The 15,809-nt window shown below is 69.2% G+C and carries 9 protein-coding genes; 3 read left to right on the forward strand and 6 right to left on the reverse strand.

Features of this window, described 5'->3' with window-relative positions; genetic code table 11:
* The first annotated feature begins 130 nt into the window (after window positions 1–130).
* Together SYV04_RS04185 and SYV04_RS04190 are read left to right on the forward strand one after the other, a co-directional pair.
* A complete protein-coding gene (locus tag SYV04_RS04185) occupies window positions 131–2,866 on the forward strand; it encodes a PAS domain-containing sensor histidine kinase (protein ID WP_321544271.1) in 2,736 nt (911 codons plus the stop codon).
* Between the two features lie 92 nt (window positions 2,867–2,958).
* Complete coding sequence (locus SYV04_RS04190) at window positions 2,959–3,801, forward strand: SH3 domain-containing protein (protein ID WP_321544272.1); 843 nt, start codon at window positions 2,959–2,961, stop codon at window positions 3,799–3,801.
* On the opposite strand, the gene SYV04_RS04195 is transcribed toward SYV04_RS04190, so the two are convergent.
* The 4 genes from SYV04_RS04195 to SYV04_RS04210 all read right to left on the reverse strand — a co-directional run bounded on the left by SYV04_RS04195 (window position 3,798) and on the right by SYV04_RS04210 (window position 6,876).
* Window positions 3,798–4,955: an NHL repeat-containing protein gene (locus SYV04_RS04195; protein WP_321544273.1), complete on the reverse strand. Its 1,158-nt coding sequence runs from the start codon at window positions 4,953–4,955 to the stop codon at window positions 3,798–3,800. The genes SYV04_RS04190 and SYV04_RS04195 overlap by 4 nt on opposite strands.
* A gap of 30 nt (window positions 4,956–4,985) precedes the next feature.
* The gene (locus tag SYV04_RS04200) at window positions 4,986–5,738 is read right to left on the reverse strand and encodes an SDR family oxidoreductase (protein ID WP_321544274.1); all 753 of its coding nucleotides are present in this window, start codon (window positions 5,736–5,738) and stop codon (window positions 4,986–4,988) included.
* 73 nt (window positions 5,739–5,811) lie between these two features.
* Window positions 5,812–6,396, reverse strand: coding sequence for a TetR/AcrR family transcriptional regulator (locus tag SYV04_RS04205; protein ID WP_321544275.1), 585 nt, complete (start codon window positions 6,394–6,396; stop codon window positions 5,812–5,814).
* Window positions 6,397–6,459: 63 nt separating this feature from the next.
* Window positions 6,460–6,876 (reverse strand): MAPEG family protein, encoded by a 417-nt coding sequence (locus tag SYV04_RS04210; RefSeq protein WP_321544276.1) that lies wholly within the window; start codon window positions 6,874–6,876, stop codon window positions 6,460–6,462.
* Between the two features lie 103 nt (window positions 6,877–6,979).
* On the opposite strand from SYV04_RS04210, the gene SYV04_RS04215 reads away from it, so the two are divergent.
* Window positions 6,980–7,582: a DUF2378 family protein gene (locus SYV04_RS04215; protein WP_321544277.1), complete on the forward strand. Its 603-nt coding sequence runs from the start codon at window positions 6,980–6,982 to the stop codon at window positions 7,580–7,582.
* A gap of 3 nt (window positions 7,583–7,585) precedes the next feature.
* Here the strand turns inward: SYV04_RS04215 and pbpC are convergent, their stop codons facing one another.
* The gene (gene pbpC, locus SYV04_RS04220) at window positions 7,586–9,958 is read right to left on the reverse strand and encodes a penicillin-binding protein 1C (protein WP_321544278.1); all 2,373 of its coding nucleotides are present in this window, start codon (window positions 9,956–9,958) and stop codon (window positions 7,586–7,588) included.
* 9 nt (window positions 9,959–9,967) lie between these two features.
* Window positions 9,968–15,709 (reverse strand): alpha-2-macroglobulin family protein, encoded by a 5,742-nt coding sequence (locus SYV04_RS04225; RefSeq protein ID WP_321544279.1) that lies wholly within the window; start codon window positions 15,707–15,709, stop codon window positions 9,968–9,970.
* Window positions 15,710–15,809: the final 100 nt, after the last annotated feature.

Below are 15,809 nucleotides of genomic sequence, written 5' to 3' on the forward strand. Positions count from 1 at the left end.
CGCGCCGATGCGCCTCTCCGTCCTCAGGAGCGCCTGCCCTCTCAGAAGGAGCCCGACTTTATAGCGCCAGGGGGGTGTTACACCTTCATCGTAGGGACGCGGCCAACGGGTCACCGAGGGTGAGGCACGCATGAGGACCGCCAACATGCATGGGAGCGAGGCATCGCATGATGGTCCCCTCTCGCCTGACGCCTCTCACGCTGCCCTCCCCCCCTTTCCCGAGACGCTCCTGCAGGTAGGCACCTCCCTCCACGCCACGTTGATTGTCGACCGTCACCAGCGCATCGCCCGAGTGGATGAAGCACTGACGCTCGCCAGCGGGTGGACCGGCAAGGCCCCTCAAGGACGCTCTGCCAAGGAAGTGCTTGGCACGCTCCCCTGGCTCCTGGAAGCACTCGACATCGCCCTCACTGGCAAGGCGGCAGTGGGCATGACCGCTCAGGTGAGAGCCCCCGTCCTTCCTGTTTTCGGAGAGGGAGGCCAGCTCCTGGGGGCCTGTGCCTGCCTGAGCACGGACGAGAACTCGAAGACAGGCCCCGCCCTCCGCGAGGAGCTGGCCCTGGAGTTCACCCAGCTCCAGCAGCGGTACGAGGAGCTCATCGACACCTTCGATGGCGTCGTCTGGGAAGCCGTTGCCAGCAACTTCCGCATCACCTTCATCAGCCAGCAGGCCGAGCGCCTCCTCGGCTATCCCTCCGAGCAGTGGAGGCGGGAGCCGGACTTCTGGGTGAATCACCTCCACCCGGAGGATCGGGATTGGGTCAAAGCATCCTGTCAGAAGGGGACCCGCGAGGGCAGGGCCTATGCGCTCGAATACCGCATGGTGGCCGCCGACGGCGGCACCGTCTGGGTACGCAACACCATCAAGGTACTCGCCGAGGAAGGCCACCCCACCCGACTCCGGGGCCTTCTGGTGGACATCACCGAACAACGCCGGGCCCTGGAGCAGCAGGAGCGCACCGTCTCCCTGCTCCGCACCACGCTCGATTCGATCACGGATGGCGTGTTCGTGGTGGACAGGAACCTGCGAATCACCGCCTACAACAAGCAGTTCCAGGAGATCTGGGGCTTCCCCGACGAGGTGCTGCAAGGGGAGCCGCACCTCGAGAAGCCCCTCGGTCTCGCACTCCCCCTGGTCAAGGATCCGGAGGGCTTCACCGCGCGAGTCCGCGAAATCTACGCGGATCCCGAGCTGGAGGGGATCGACCTCGTCGAGCTCCGCAACGGGCGCATCCTCGAGCGCATCACGCGGCCCCAGCGGCTGGGGGACACCATCATCGGCCGCATCTGTAGCTACCGCGACATCACGGCGGAGCGCCAGGCCCGGGAGAAGCAGGAGCAGACGGTCTCGCTGCTGCGCGCCACGTTCGACTCCACCGCGGATGGCGTGGTCGCGGTGGATCGGGACGGACGGATCAACACCTACAACAAGCGGTTCCAGCGGCTCTGGGGACTCCCCGATGACCTCCTGCTCACGGGCCTCGACGCCATGGCATCGGTCACCGCCGCCGCGCCCCTCGTGAAGGAGCCGGAGCGGTTCGTCGCGCAGCTCCAGGAGATGTTCAAGGTCTCCGACCAGGAGTATGTCGACACGATCGAGTTCCGTGACGGGCGCATCCTCGAGCGCACCTCGCTGCCCCAACGGTTGGGAGACACCATCATCGGCCGCGTCTGGAGCTACCGAGACGTGACCGAGGAGCGCCATGCCAAAGCGGCGCAGGAGCGGTTGCTGGAGGCCGAGCAGCGGGCACGCGCGCAGCTGGAGGAGTCCTTCGCCCTGCTCGACACCTTCCTGAACAACGCGCCCATGGGCATGGGCTTCCTCGACCGCGACCTGCGTTACATCCGGCTCAACGACGCCCTGGCCGGGCTCCACGGCCACCGCCGAGAGGAGGAGCTGGGTCGAACGCTCCGCGAGATGACGCCGCACGTGGCGGCCGCCGTCGAGCCCCTCATGCGCCAGGTCCTGGAGACTGGCCAGCCCATCATCGGACTGGACCTGACAGGAGAAGTCCCCGCCACTCCGGGCGCACTTCGCTTCTGGCGTGTCAGCTACTACCCCATCCGGACTCCGCGCGGCGGAATCGTGGGCGTGGGCGCCGTGGTGGTCGAGGTGACGGAGGAGCGACGCGCGCAGGAGGAGCGCGAGCGGCTGTTGCGCGAGGCGCACGAGGCCATCCAGATCCGGGACGACTTCCTCTCCATCGCCTCGCACGAGCTGAAGACTCCCCTCACTCCCCTCAAGATCCACCTGCAAGTGCTCAAGCAGCGGTGCGCTTCGGGGCACCCCGTCCCGCCCCAGCTCGCGGAGAAGGCGCTCTCCCAGGTGGCCCGGCTCTCGGGGCTCATCTCCGATCTACTGGACGCCTCCCAGGTCGAAGCGGGACAGCTGTCGGTGGTGCGCGGGCCCATGCCCCTCCGGGCGCTCGTCCGCGAGGTCCTGGCGGAGTTCCGTCCGCCCTCCAGCCACCACCGGCTGGTACACGAGGAGTGGCCGGAGGAGCTCCTCGTCGAAGGAGACCGCAGACGCATCGCCCAGGTGCTGACGAACCTGCTGGAGAACGCCCTCAAGTACAGCCCTCAGGGAGGTCCCATCCACGTGGCGCTCACGCGAACCGGCTCCGAGGCGATCGTCTCGGTCTCGGACTCCGGTATCGGCATCCCGGCGGATCAGCAGGCGCAGCTCTTCGAGCGCTTCTTCCGGGCGCGCAACGCTCCCATCTCGGGCTTCGGAGGGCTGGGCCTGGGGCTCTACATCTGCCGGGACATCATCGAACGCCATGGCGGACGCATCTGGGTGGAGAGCGAGCTGGGCCACGGCGCCACCTTCCGCTTCAGTCTTCCGCTGAGCCATTCCCTCCCGTAGGTCAGAGTGACTGGAAGAAGAGGTTGTCGCACGGAGAGTGTTTGTCCTACTTTCCGGCGATTCCAGCGACAACCTGTTCCCCGGGAGCACGCATGGGCAGCAATCTCCTGAAGTGTCTGGCGGTCCTGTCCCTCATCGCAGCCGGTTGCGGCGGCGCCGAGTCCTCGGTGGACAGCGTCGAGCTGAAGGGCGTGGATGAGACGCTCGCCACGAGTGAGAGCGCCCTCACCGGGTGCCTGGGCTACAAGTCCATGCTGTCCACCACGGCCACCAGCCTGAACCTGCGCTCCGGGCCGGCGACGAGCTACGGCATCATCGCGGTGATGCCGCAGGGCTCCTCCGTCATCACCTGGGACAACCCGAGCTGCGACAGCGGCGGCTGGTACCGGGTGTATTGGGGCGGCGTGGTGGGCTGGGCCTCGGGCACCTACCTCAGCGTGGTGACGCAGACGGCCTCGGTGCGCAATGAGGCCATCGCCCGCGCCGAGGGCGGCACGAAGGGCGCTCCCGGAGGCGTGGGCTTCTCCTACTGGTGGGGCCACGGCGCCTGGAAGCCGAACCAGGCCGCGGGCTCGTGCTCGGGCAACTGCGGCAGTTGCACGCACACCGGCAGCTATGGCGCGGACTGCTCCGGCTTCCTGGCCAAGGTGTGGCAGGTGCCCAGCAGCAACACCAACGTCGCCACCGACTCCCACCCCTACGGCACCATCCACTTCAACGTCGACAGCAGCCAGTGGTCCACCATCTCCCGCGACAGCCTGCTGAAGGCGGACGCCCTCGTCTACAACGACGGCTCGGCCGGCCACACCTTCGTCTACGAGTCCGGTGATGGCTGGGGCAACATCCTGGCGCACGAGTGCAAGGGCTGCGCGTACGGCTGCGTGAAGAACAGCCGCACGGCCACCACCGCCTACCACGCCATCCGCCACTTCTAGCGGCAGCTCGCCCGCATCAGCGTGACGCCGGCCTCGGTGATGTGGCGGTAGAGCACGCCGCCCTCATCCAGCACGGCCAAGTCTCGGAAAGTCTCCTCGGGCATGGCGTTGATGGGCAGATCCGTCTGCCCGAGCACCTTGCCGTCCAGCTGCTCGAGGCAGAAGACGCGCAGGCCGAGCTGGGAGGCGGGCTCGGCCTTCCCGGTGGGTAGCTCTCCCGTAACGCCCAGGTAGATGACGCCGGAGAGATCCGAGTCGAGCAAGGCGATGGTCAGCAGCGGAAAGCGGAGCCGGAACTCCCGCGTGTAGCGGTGCTGACCGCTCTGGCGGTCGACGGCGTTGACGAAGACGCGCCCCTCGCGCCTATCGATGATGCCGGCCAGCAGGTAGGAGCGCCCATCGCGGGTGGGGCGGCCGGGGATCTCCGGGCGCTCGGCGTCGGCCCGGCCCGAGGTGTCGCCGATGCGGATCAGCGCGCCGTGCTCCCGCTCGACATAGACCGAGTCCCCATCCACGAACGTGCCGGTGACCAGGCCCGGCTCGTCGATGCCCTTGCCCTCCACGGGCAGCTCGCCTCGCAGCGCGCCCGTGGCCGGGTCCAGGATGGCCACCGTCTTGTCCCTCAGCCGGTCGAGCACCACCAGGGTGCCATCCCTGGCCACGGCGATGTCCTGCGGCGTCTGCTGGGTGAGGGGGAAGGTGCCCTGGACCTTGCCCTCCGAGTCCATGCGCAGGAGCCGGCCATTGACCTGATCCAGCACCATGACGTTGCCGAACGGATCCACCGTCATGGACATGGGCGCTTCGGGGTTGCCCTCCTGCAGGCGCTCTCGCCCGAGCTGGGAAGGACCGCTGCCCCAGCCCAGCTCCGCCAGGTTCTCTGGCTTGCGAGGCCCCGTGGCCGGCGTGGACGGCGCCCTGCCCTTGTCTTGTGGAGAGCCAGCGGGGGCCCCTGCCTTCAGCCCGCCCTGGCTCTGCCCCGCCGTGCTGGCCGCCGCCCCTGTGTTGCGCTCGGCGGCTTCCGCGCCTTCACTCCCTCCCGAGCGCCTCAGGAAGAACACGAGGGCGAGCACGGCGAGCGTACCGACTCCCAGGAGGATGAGGCGCGCTCGCGCCTTCAGGGTCTGGGGGCGCGGAGGAGTTGGGGACGACATGAGCGCGACAGGTTACACGCGCTCGACACCTCAGGCGATGTAACCACCGTCGATGGTCAGGCTCGAGCCGGTCACGAAGGCCGCCTCGGGACTGGCCAGGTACGCCACCATGCCGGCGATCTCTTCAGCCCCCCCCAGCCGGCGCACCGGCATCATGCCCTTGACGGCCTCCAAGTACGGCGCATCCTCGGGGTTCATGTCCGTGGCTGTCGGGCCGGGCTGCACGTTGTTCACGGTGATGCCGCGCGGTGCCAGATCGATCGCCAGGCCGCGCACCATGCCCGCCACCGCCGACTTCGTCATCGAATAGACGCTGGAGCCTGGGAAGGCCGCACGCACCGCGGAGATGCTCCCAATCGTGATGATGCGCCCGCCCCGGGTCATGTGCCTCGCGGCGGCCTGTGCCGCGACGAACACCGCGCGCACGTTGACCGCCACCATGCGATCGAAGTCCTCGAGCGAATACTCATCGACGGTGCCCAGGCGCAGGATGCCCGCGTTGTTCGCCAGCACATCCAGGCGGCCGAACTTTCGCACGGTCTCATCCACCGCCGCTTGGACCGCCTTGGCATCGGCGCTGTCGGCGCGGATCGCCAGGGCCTTGCCCCCAGCGGCCTGGACCTCACGCACCACCTCTTCCGCCTTTTCTGGCGATGACGAATAGGTGAAGGCCACCGCCGCGCCGTCTTTTGCCAGCCGACGCACGATTGCCGCGCCGATGCCGCGTGAACCACCCGTGACGAGCGCGACGGTGCCTGAATGGGAGGGAGCTTCAGGGTTCATGTCTTTCTCCTTTTTGGATTAATCAGTCCAGAACAACTCAAAAAAAGAGCCCGGCGCTGTGCCGGGCCTGCTGTCACGCGCCCTTCAGGCCCGCGATGGCGAACGAGGCGATGTCGCGAAGCGCTTCACGGCTTGCTCCTGCCTTCGCGCTGACACGCAGCCCTCGGATCGTCGAATGGATGAAGCGCGCCGCCGCCCGTTCATCCACCGCCGAGCCCACTTCGCCCTTCTTCTTGGCCTCTTGCACCACCCGAGCGAACACCGCCTCGCAGTGCGTGGTGCCGGCGTCGATCAGCATCGCGACCTCGGGATCCACCCGGCCGAACTCCGTGGCCGCGTTGACGGCCAGGCAGCCACGCATGCGCTCGGCCGGGGAGCCGTTCGAGATAGCCACCAGGAATTCCCGAAGCTCCGCCAATGGTGACGCGGAGGCTCGGAACCGCTCGAACAGCTCGATCTGCCCATCCGTCTGGTATCGCTGCAGCGCTTCCAGGTAGAGCCGGTGCTTGTCGCCGAAGGTGTCGTACATGCTCTGGCGGCCAATGCCCATCGCTCGCAACAGGTCGTCGGTCGAGGTGGCCTCGTAGCCCTTCTCCCAGAAGACGGCCATCGCGCGCTTCACCGCCTCATCGCGGTCGAATTCCTTGGACCTCGCCATGCTGGAAACCTAATGATTCTGGACTGCCCTGTCCAGCAAATCGGAATGTGTCGGGGCCCCAGGTCAGCCCCAGGGACGAAGCACCAGGGCGTAGATCGCCAGGCCCGCCTCGATGAGGTACGTCCCCAGCGCGCCAGAGATCTGTGCCGCCTGGATGCTCCCCATCAGACCGCCCGCATGGAGCAGCCGCGCCACCACCACCGCCCCACCGAAGATGTGGAGCACCGTCGAAGACCCCCCGCACAGCTCGGCGACCAGCAGCAGGATCAACATCAGCGGCACGTGCTCCGTGGCGTTGCCGTGCGCGCGGATGGCCCCTTGCAGCTCCACATGCCCTCCGTCACCGCGGAACGTCTTGTACTTGCCTCGCACGCGGCTGACGTTGATGCCCAGCGCCACCAAGATCAGGGCACTGAAGGCTCCGTAGAGCGCGGTCACCGGGACGGACATCAGCGTCGTTCCTAGAATCGGATTGGCCATCGTCTTCACCTCCTCCAGCAGGGTAGCGCCGGACCATAGACCATCCGGCGCATCCCGCAGCCAAGCCTTGACAGCCCGGAACCCGACTCACCAGCATTCCCCCATGGCGGCCTCTCCCCAGAACGAGCCCGTGGTCTTCAGCCAGATGCTGGAGGCGCTCATCGTCTACGCCATGCAGGGGCGGCTCAATGACGCGGCCCTGCGGCGCATCGAGGCCGCGGGGATCGACCTGAGCCAGTCCCTCATGGTCGCCTACCCCCTCACCGTCTGGTACGACGTCGTGCTGGCCTGCTCGGAGCTGCTCTTCCCGGACCAGCCCCAGACCGAGGCCCTGTACGCCATCGGCAAGAAGATCGCCCACGGCTACGCCCACACCAACATGGGCAAGGCGCTCTTCGCCAACCTCCGGGTGCAGGGCTGGCAGCGCGCGGTGGGCAACCTGGCGAGAGCCCTCCGCACGGGCGGCAACTTCCTGGCGGCTCACGCCAACGAGTTGCCCGGTGGGGGCTTCGAGGTGAGCGTCGAGATCCTCCCGGAGTTCCACGCCGCCCTGGGCGGCCACCCCGGCGTGGATTCGAACTTCATGCGCGGCTTCCTGGATGCGTCGGCGGAGCTCATTCGCGGCGCGCAGAGCCCCACCTTCACGCTCACCGGCGTCGACCGTCAGGCCCGCCGCGCCACCTACCTCGTCCGCGAGTCCGCCTGAGCCTCAGCGACGCTGGCGTACCACCAGCAGCCGCCGAGAGCTGAGACCCCGGTCATCGGACACGAGGATCTCATGCGTGCCGGGTGCGGGCGTCCACCACAGCCGCTCGTCCGCGCGGGCCTTGCCCAGGAAGCTCCCGTTGACGAACCACGTCAGCTCCCGGTCATGCGCGGCCTCGGCCTCCAGCGGTACCTCCTGCTGCTCTGGAGAAACGCCGGGGATGAGGAGCGCCACCTGCCCCTCGGCCGGGGAGAGGATCTCCGGCGGGTGCTCGGCGCCGCCCGGCTCGCACCCGGGCGCGTAGGCGGGAGGCGTGGGCAGGCTGCGGTGCTGCTCCGTCAGCCAGCGGCGGATGCTCGCCGGCCACGTGAGGTACATCCGCTCCTCCACCTCGCGTCCGGCCCGGCACACAGGGCTCACCGCCAGCCCCGTCCTCGCGTCCACCTCCACCTTCTGATGATAGGGGCAGGGCTGCGTGGGCACCGCCGAGCGCCGCGCGAACACCTCCCGTCGGTCGGAGCACGCGTCCGTGGGCAGGTGCCCCGAGTAGGCGCACACCTCCACCCGGGCCAGGTCCGACGGAGGCACCGAGTCCTCGCTCTCCGAGGCCTTCCCACGAGGCCCCACCGCCTCCAGGAGGTCGAAGAGGATCGGCCCCGCCGCATCCGCGCCCACCAGGTGTACGCTGGGTGAGCTGTCGAAGTTGCCCAGCCACACCACCGCCGTGTGCCGAGGCCCCGAGCCCGCCGCCCACGCGTCCCGGTGGCCAAAGCTCGTCCCCGTCTTCCAATGCACCTGCGCGGGCATGCCCGTGAGCTTGCGCCGCGAGGGGAAGTCCGGCCGGTCCCTCAGCGCCAGCGCCCGCCGGGTGAGCCAGGCCGCCCCGGGGGTGAACAGCTCGCGGGGCTCGGTGTCCGGCTTGCCGTCCTCCAGCACCTTCAGCGGGCGGGAGCGCCCATCCTGCGCCAGCGCCACGTACAGCCCGGCCAGCTCCAGCGGCGTCACCTCCAAGCCTCCCACCGCCGCGGAGAGGCCGTAGTAGCCCGGCTCGGGCCGCAGGCTGTCCACGCCCGCCATCCGCAGCGTGCCCAGGAAGCGCTCCACGCCCAGGCTCCGCAGCAGCCGCACGAAGGGGATGTTGAGCGACTGGGACAGCGCGTACTCCATGCGCACCAGCCCCATGAAGCGCCCGTCGAAGTTGCGCGGCATGTAGCCGCCGTAGGACTCGGGGATGTCCGCCACCAGGTACTCCGGCAGCGCCACGCCCCGGTCGATCGCCATGGAATAGAGCAGCGGCTTGAGCGCCGAGCCGGGCGAGCGCGGCGTGGCGAAGCCGATGATCTGCCCGCCGTGCCGTTTGTCGAAGAAGTCGAAGCTGCCCACCAGCGCCAGCACCTCCGCACGCTCGTGGTCCACCACCACCGCCACCCCGTTGTGGACGCCCCGCGTGGCCAGCTCCGCCGCCGCGTCTCGCATCTGCCGCTCGGCCAGCCGCTGCGTGCCCGCATCCAGCGTGGTCCGCAGCCGGGACTCGTCCGGCCGCTGTGCCCGCAGCCACATGGCCGCGTGAGGCGCCTCCCGGGGAAAGGCCGTCAGGGTCTTCGGCACGGAAGTGGAGCGCACCTCGGCCAGCACCGCCTCGGGGGCCGCCGCCGCTCCCGTGGGCCCCAGCGGCAGCGCACCCTCCTCCAGGAGCCGCCGCGCCACCTCGTCCCGCGCCGCCTTCAGCCGCGCCGCGTTCTCCGGCGTGGGGAAGCGCCGGTTCGGGTTCTGCGGCACCGCCAGCAAGGTGGCGATCTCCGCGGGGCTCAGGTTCGTGGCGCGGTGCCCGAAGTAGGCCAGCGCCGCGGCCTCCACCCCCTCCACGTTGCGCCCGTAGGGGACGAACTGGAGGTAGGCCGCGAGCAGGTCCTCCTTGGACATGCGCAGCTCGAGCTGCATCGCCCGGAAGGATTCGATCACCTTGGAGGTGAGCGTGCGAGGCCGGGGCTCCAGCACACGCACCAACTGCATGGTGAGCGTGGAGGCCCCCGACACCCGGCGGCCCTTCATCACGTTGGACACCACCGCGCGCCCCACGGCCAACGGATCCACCCCGGGGTGCCAGGGGAAGCGCTTGTCCTCCAGGGCCAGCAGCGCCCGGAGGTACGCAGGGTCAACGTCCTGCGTCCGGGTGGGCACGCGCCAGCGCTCGTCCGGCGCGAGGAACACGTGCGCGGGCGTGCCGTCCCGGTACTCGATGACGACCGAGTGCGATGACGACAACCGTGCGGGCAGCGGCACGAGCCACGCCGCTGCCAGCCCCACCCCAACCAGGGTGAGGAGGAGCATCAGCCCCACGGCAAGCCGTCTCTTCGTGATGCGAGGAAGACGCATGGGTTCGCGCTACAGCAGGTAGTCCTTCCAGGGGCCGGACACTTCCACCGACTGGCCCGCATCACGCGCCCAGATGCGGGGGTCGTACATCGCCTCCGCCTCCACCGCCGGCAGCGTGAACTTGCCCGCCGTCACCGCGCGCACCGCGTACACCACCTTCTTCGTCTCGCCCGACTCCAGGCTGCCGAAGACCTCCATCCGGTCATCGCGGATGTTCACGTAGTCGGCGCTCCACATCTCATCGGCGCTCGCCCACTCCACGCTGCCCCCACGGCCCAGGCGCGCGTTCTCGATCTCCCAGCCGGCCGGCAGCCGGTCCACCAGCGCGATGTTCTGGACGCGCTCGCCGGTGGTGTTCTTGATGGAGATCTCCACGTAGACCATGTCCGCCAGGTTCACCGCATCGCCCACGCCGAAGGTCGAGCCGTCGAGCTTGCGGTACGAGCGGCTGATCGCCAGTCCCTGCCCGCCCGTCTTCACGGTGCTGTTCGTGCGCACGCCGTCGCTGTTGACGATGAGGTAGAGCTTGCCCTCGCCCTTCTCCTTCAGATCCAGGGTGAGCCCCTTGCGCTCGCTGGCGCGGGCCAGCGCCCACGTGCGGTCGGAGGCCCGGGCCGTCTTCGCGTTCTCCTTCACCTGGGCCGCCACCTCCTTGCCGTCCGCCATGAGCGTGGGCGGCGTGAAGCTGGAGGCCGCGCCGGACACGCGCTTGCCCAGGCCGGTGATGCCCCACACCAGCTCCTGCGTGGTGTACCAGTAGCTGGAGTGCCCCTGGAGCGCCTGCGCCACCTGGTTGGCCAGCGGCTCTCCCGCCGCGTCGTTGCCGAACAGGTCCTGGAAGGTGCTCAGCATGAGCCCCCGGCGGCGGCGGTCCGAGTAGAACGACCAGTTGTTGCGCCGCTCGTCGGTGACGGGCGAGAGGTCCGGCGTGCGCAGCTCCTTCTCATAGCGCCGGTCTCCGGCCAGGTAGAGCGCGGCCTTGAGCATGTGGTCGTGCTCGCGCTCCTCGCCCTCGAGCGTCTTCTTCGCCGCCAGCCCGTCGATGAGCTTCTGCACCCGCGCCTTGCGGCCCTTGCCGGACATCGCCAGCACGTAGTGCATGTAGGGCTCGGCCTCGTGGCCGTAATAGTTGTCCTTGACGCCGCCCTCCTTGCGGTTGAGCTCCTGGCCCATCCACGCCAGCGCGTCGTCCAGCCGGTCCTGCGGCACGGGGTACTTGAGCTTCTGGGCATCCAGGAGCATGTGCGTGGCGTAGGCGGTGCCCCAGGCCACCGGCTCGGTGTTGCCGGGCCAGTAGGCGAAACCACCCGAGGGCGTCTGCATGGAGAGCAGGCGGTTGATGCCCGCCATCACCATGTCCTCCACCTTCTTGTTGGCCGTCACCGTCGGGTCCACGTTGTCCATGAGCTGCGAGACGAACAGCAGCGGGCGTGTGGAGGACGTCGTCTGCTCGATGCAGCCGTAGGGGTAGCGCACCAGGTAGCTCAGGTGCTGCATGGACTCGGCGTAGGGGTTGGTCGTCACCCAGAACGTGCTGCGCTCGGTGGTGGGCACCCAGCCCTGGAGGTACTGCGCCAGATCCGTGCGGCCCTGGGCCAGCTCGATGCGCTGCACCAGGCGCTCACGCGGGCCCGCCGGCAGCATGGGCACGTCGAGCTGCTCGAACGCCGTGTGCCCGCCGCCCTCGGCCGTCACCTTCAGCCGCGCCGCGCCCACCGCCGTGGCCGCCCGCGCCTGGAAGACGAGCGTGGTGGCCTTGCCGTCCTCCAGCCGCACCCGGCCCTCGCTCTTGCCCAGCATCTGCAGCGGCGAGCTCATGGCGCCCGCCGGCATCGCCAGGCCCGGCACCGGGAGGTTCTCCGCCGTGAGCGTCACCTTCACGTCCTGCGCGCTGCCCGACAGGTTGGTGAGGAACACGGGGATCTGGATCTCGTCGTTCTGCGTGAGGAAGCGCGGCAGCGTGGCCTGGAGCACCAGCGGGTCCTTCACCACCACCTGGGCGCTGGCCTTGCCCACGCGCTTGGGGCTCGTGGTGACGGCCATCACCCGCACCGCGCCGCGGTACAACGGAAGCTGGAAGGGAATGCTCACCTTGCCGCTGGCCGGCACCGCCACCACGCCGCTCCACAGCGCCACCGGCTTGACCGGCTGCACCCGGCCCGCCGCGCCGCCCTCGTCACCACCCGTGGAGCGCGAGTTGCCTCCTGGCGGCACCAGCAGCGTCCAGCCGATGGTCTCGTACGTCTCCACGCCCAGGGCGCGCTTGGCGAACAGCTCCTTGAGCGGATCCGGGCTCTGGAAGCGCGTGAGCGAGAGGATGCCCTCGTCCACCACCGCCACCGTGGCGAAGGTGGGGCCCTCCACCGGGCCCAGGTCCAGGTTCACAGTGAGGGCGCTGTTGGAGCGGACCTCCTTGGGCACGTCCATCTTCACCGCCTGGGTGAACTCGGTGGGCTCCAGCATGACGTTGCCCACGCCGAAGGCCCGGTCCGGCATGAAGGCCTCGGCCGACTCGAGGTGCGGATCCTTCACCAGGAAGGCGCTCACGTAGACGTTGGGAGCGAAGGCCTTGGGCGTGAAGCTCCACGTCACCTCGCCCGGCTCCACCGCCTTCCACTCGGCGGCGATGATCTGGTCCGTCTCCGCGGTGAGCAGCACCCGGCCCCGGTGCGGAGCCTTGAACTTCACGCTCACGGCCTCGCCCACCTTGCCCAGGCGCGGCAGCTCCAGGGCGATGGAGGAGGGCTTGAGCGGGCGCGGCGTCTGGTCCACGCGCGCCTCGCCCTCGCCGTACCAGTAATAGCGACCCTGGCCCTCGAGCTGGAGGTCCGTCTGCGCCCCGCCGGAGCGCACCCGGACGATGTAGCCCGCGGCGTCCTGCGCCGGCGTCACCTGGAGCTGGAACTTGCCGCCCTCCACCTTCGCGACGCCGCGGCCCTCGCGCACCGGGCGCAGGTAGCGCTGGTAGCGCTCATAGCCCTCCGACTCGTCATAGTAGTAGCCGTACTCCTCCTCCAGCCGCAGGTACTCCACGTCCAGCGGCTTGACGCTCTTGGCGTCGATGACGGGCCGGCCCTCCCAGTCCACCACCACGCCGGTGACGGTGAAGGGCTTGCCCGCGGTCACCTTCTGCACGCCGGACTGGAGCCCCACGTAGTAGGCCTCCGGGTGCATGGGCACCGTGGCCTCGCCGAACGTGGAGCGGCCGCTGCCCGCCTCGAAGACGCTGACCTGCGCCACCAGCTTCGCCGGGCCCTTGAAGCCACCCGTGGCCTGCTGCGCCGGACAGTCCAGCAGCCCCTGCCCCTTGGCATCCAGGTCCGCCTTCACCTGGCCCAGGGTGACGGCCTTGGCCTCGGTGGCCTTCTGCCGCCACACGCCGTAGGTGAAGTTCGCGTTCTCCTTCGGCTTGAAGTCGGAGGGCTCCAGCCGGCACGTCACCTCCACCGGGCTGCCCTCGGCCGAGCCGCCGAACAGGTACGCCGCCTCCACCTTCACCGGCACCGGAGCGCCCTGCGCGTAGCCGGGCTTGTCCACGCTCGCCGTCACCTTCATGCGCTCGGGGACGAACTCCTCCACCTGCAGCCCGTAGAAGGCCACCTCGCGGTCCGCCACGCGCAGCGACACACGGTAGCTGCCCGTGTCCTGGAAGGCCTCGAAGGGCACATCCAGCGCCACCAGGCCCGCCTCGTTCGTCTTCACCGTCACCTTCTTGAACTCGCGCTCACGCGGATCAATCACGCGCAGCTCCACCGGCATGCCGGACGCCGGCGCCTTGTTCTCCGCGTCGCGCAGCACCGCCGCCACGTGGGCGGTGTCCCCCGGCCGGTACACGCCCCGGTCCGAGTAGATGGAGGCGCGGTAGGCCGCCTGGGCGCGGTACGGCTCGCCCTGCACGTCCGAGTTGGCGATCTCCGTCTTCAGCTCGCTGTACTTCAGGTACGTGAGCTCCTCGTCCTTGCGCGCGATGAGGGCGAACGGGGCGCTCGCGTCCACCGTCTGCGCGGGGACCTGGAGCTGGCATCCATCCGCGCCGCTGGTGGTGCAGCGGGCCACCACCTGCCCGCTCTTCTTCACCGCCGTCACCTCCACGCCCGACAGCGGCTCGGTGGACTCCATGCCGAGCGCCCACACGCGGATCTCCTCCTGCGGCTGGGAACCGGTGACGATTCCTCCACGCTTGGCCACCAGGCTCAGGTTGGTGAGCAGAATGCGCGCGCCGGCCTTCGCCTCGTCCCGGCTGACGGAGATATCCACCACACCCTTGGTGGTGGCCGGCACCATGCTGGCCACGTCCAGGTAGGTGGTGGTCAGCGTGTCATCGGCGCCCTTGAGGGGGATCGTCTTCTTGATGAGGACGTTGGAGGTGCGCTCGTCGGCGGCCTCCCGGTTGTCGTCGCTCATCCAGAAGACGAGGTTCTCGGGCGGCACGTGGCGGATGACGAGCTCCGCCGAGTCCACGTTGAGGTGCGTCAGCGGCAGGTTGCGCCAGGCGTTGCGCGGCAGGTAGCGGCCGGCGGAGGTGAAGCCCACCTGCGGCTTGCGCGGGCTGATGGAGTAGCGGTTCTCGAAGTTGGAGAGCAGCCGGCCCCCACCCTCCGAGAGGGTGCCCGCGGCGAGCTTCATCGTGTACGTGCCGCGCTTGAAGTCTCCGAAGATGCGGAAGCCGCGCCGCGACGGGGAGGTGGAGAACTTCACGGCCGGGGTGAAGCGGATGGCGTCGGCGGCCACGCCATCATCCAGGGTGCAACCCTGGTTGCTGTTGTCGTAGTAGTAGTCGTCGTACTCGTCCTGGTCCGGGCTGGGCGGCGCTTCCATCTCCACGTCGCGGCAGCTCACCTCCAGGTAGAAGCCGGTGTTGCCCTCGCTGACGGCGACGCCGGTGATGTCCAGGCGCTTGCCTCCCAGCAGCTCGAAGGTGTCCTCGGCCGCGGGCGCCTTACCTCCACCCTTGGGCGAGGTCAGCCCCGGCTTGAGCGCGAAGCGCACGGTAGCGCCCGGGCGCAGCTGCGAATTGGAGAGCTGCGCGTTGATGATGTAGCGGCTGTTGGCGTGGGTGCTGAACTTCACGTCGGAGAGGGGCTTGCCCTCCACCTGGAAGCTGCCGAAGCGCTTCACGGCGGCCACGTCCACCGGGCCGGAGAAGACGAGCTCCACGGACACCTGGCCCTTGACGGTGTCCACCTGCTGCGGGGCCATCCGGACGAAGGCGAAGTTCGGGGTGGTGAAGGTGTGGCGCCACGCCTCGGGAGAGGGAGCCTTCACCAGGCCCGAGGGCGTCTCCACGGACTCGAGGGTGACGGTGTACGTCTTGCCCAGCTCGAAGCTGTCCGTGGGCTTGAAGACGAGCACGGAGGCGGTGCGGTAGTGCTCGATCCGGCCCGAGACCTCGGGCGAGAAGGTGATGACGGTGCCCTTCTTCCCCTCGCCGTCGGAGTAGTCGACGTTGCGGGTGAACTCGAACACCACCTGCTCGGGGACGACACCCTCGGGGCCCAGTTCCTTGATGGAGGGGGTGAACGACTCGGGCTTGGGGGGCTCCACGCTCGCCTGCGGCCCCTGGGGGGTGCTCCCGCTGGGCGCGGGGGGCGTGGACGTGGAAGTGCCCGGAGTGGGCGTTGCGGGGGTGGAGCCCCCTGGCTCTTCCTTCTTACAACCGGCGAGCGCGGTGCCCACCAACAGCGCCGCGACCAGCCACCGCGCACGGGCGGAGCGAAGCGGACTCGGCGTCACGACTGACTGCGGACCCATGTTTCCTCCGAAGGACGTCATCGACTTTTCACGCCGCGTGCCGGAGGCCCGGCGCCGCGAGCGAGGGGAAGGTGTGGCCACATGCCCACGGCCCGAGGGC

The sequence above is a fragment of the Hyalangium ruber genome (genome assembly GCF_034259325.1).
Lineage (GTDB): Bacteria > Myxococcota > Myxococcia > Myxococcales > Myxococcaceae > Hyalangium_A > Hyalangium_A rubrum.

Coding starts and splice junctions, on each gene's coding strand:
- SYV04_RS04185 (WP_321544271.1), top strand. CDS start 131: ATGAGGACCGCCAACATGCATGGGAGCGAGGCATCGCATGATGGTCCC.
- SYV04_RS04210 (WP_321544276.1), bottom strand. CDS start 6,876: ATGGCCAATCCGATTCTAGGAACGACGCTGATGTCCGTCCCGGTGACC.
- SYV04_RS04200 (WP_321544274.1), bottom strand. CDS start 5,738: ATGAACCCTGAAGCTCCCTCCCATTCAGGCACCGTCGCGCTCGTCACG.
- SYV04_RS04195 (WP_321544273.1), bottom strand. CDS start 4,955: ATGTCGTCCCCAACTCCTCCGCGCCCCCAGACCCTGAAGGCGCGAGCG.
- SYV04_RS04225 (WP_321544279.1), bottom strand. CDS start 15,709: ATGGGTCCGCAGTCAGTCGTGACGCCGAGTCCGCTTCGCTCCGCCCGT.
- SYV04_RS04215 (WP_321544277.1), top strand. CDS start 6,980: ATGGCGGCCTCTCCCCAGAACGAGCCCGTGGTCTTCAGCCAGATGCTG.
- pbpC (WP_321544278.1), bottom strand. CDS start 9,958: ATGCGTCTTCCTCGCATCACGAAGAGACGGCTTGCCGTGGGGCTGATG.
- SYV04_RS04190 (WP_321544272.1), top strand. CDS start 2,959: ATGGGCAGCAATCTCCTGAAGTGTCTGGCGGTCCTGTCCCTCATCGCA.
- SYV04_RS04205 (WP_321544275.1), bottom strand. CDS start 6,396: ATGGCGAGGTCCAAGGAATTCGACCGCGATGAGGCGGTGAAGCGCGCG.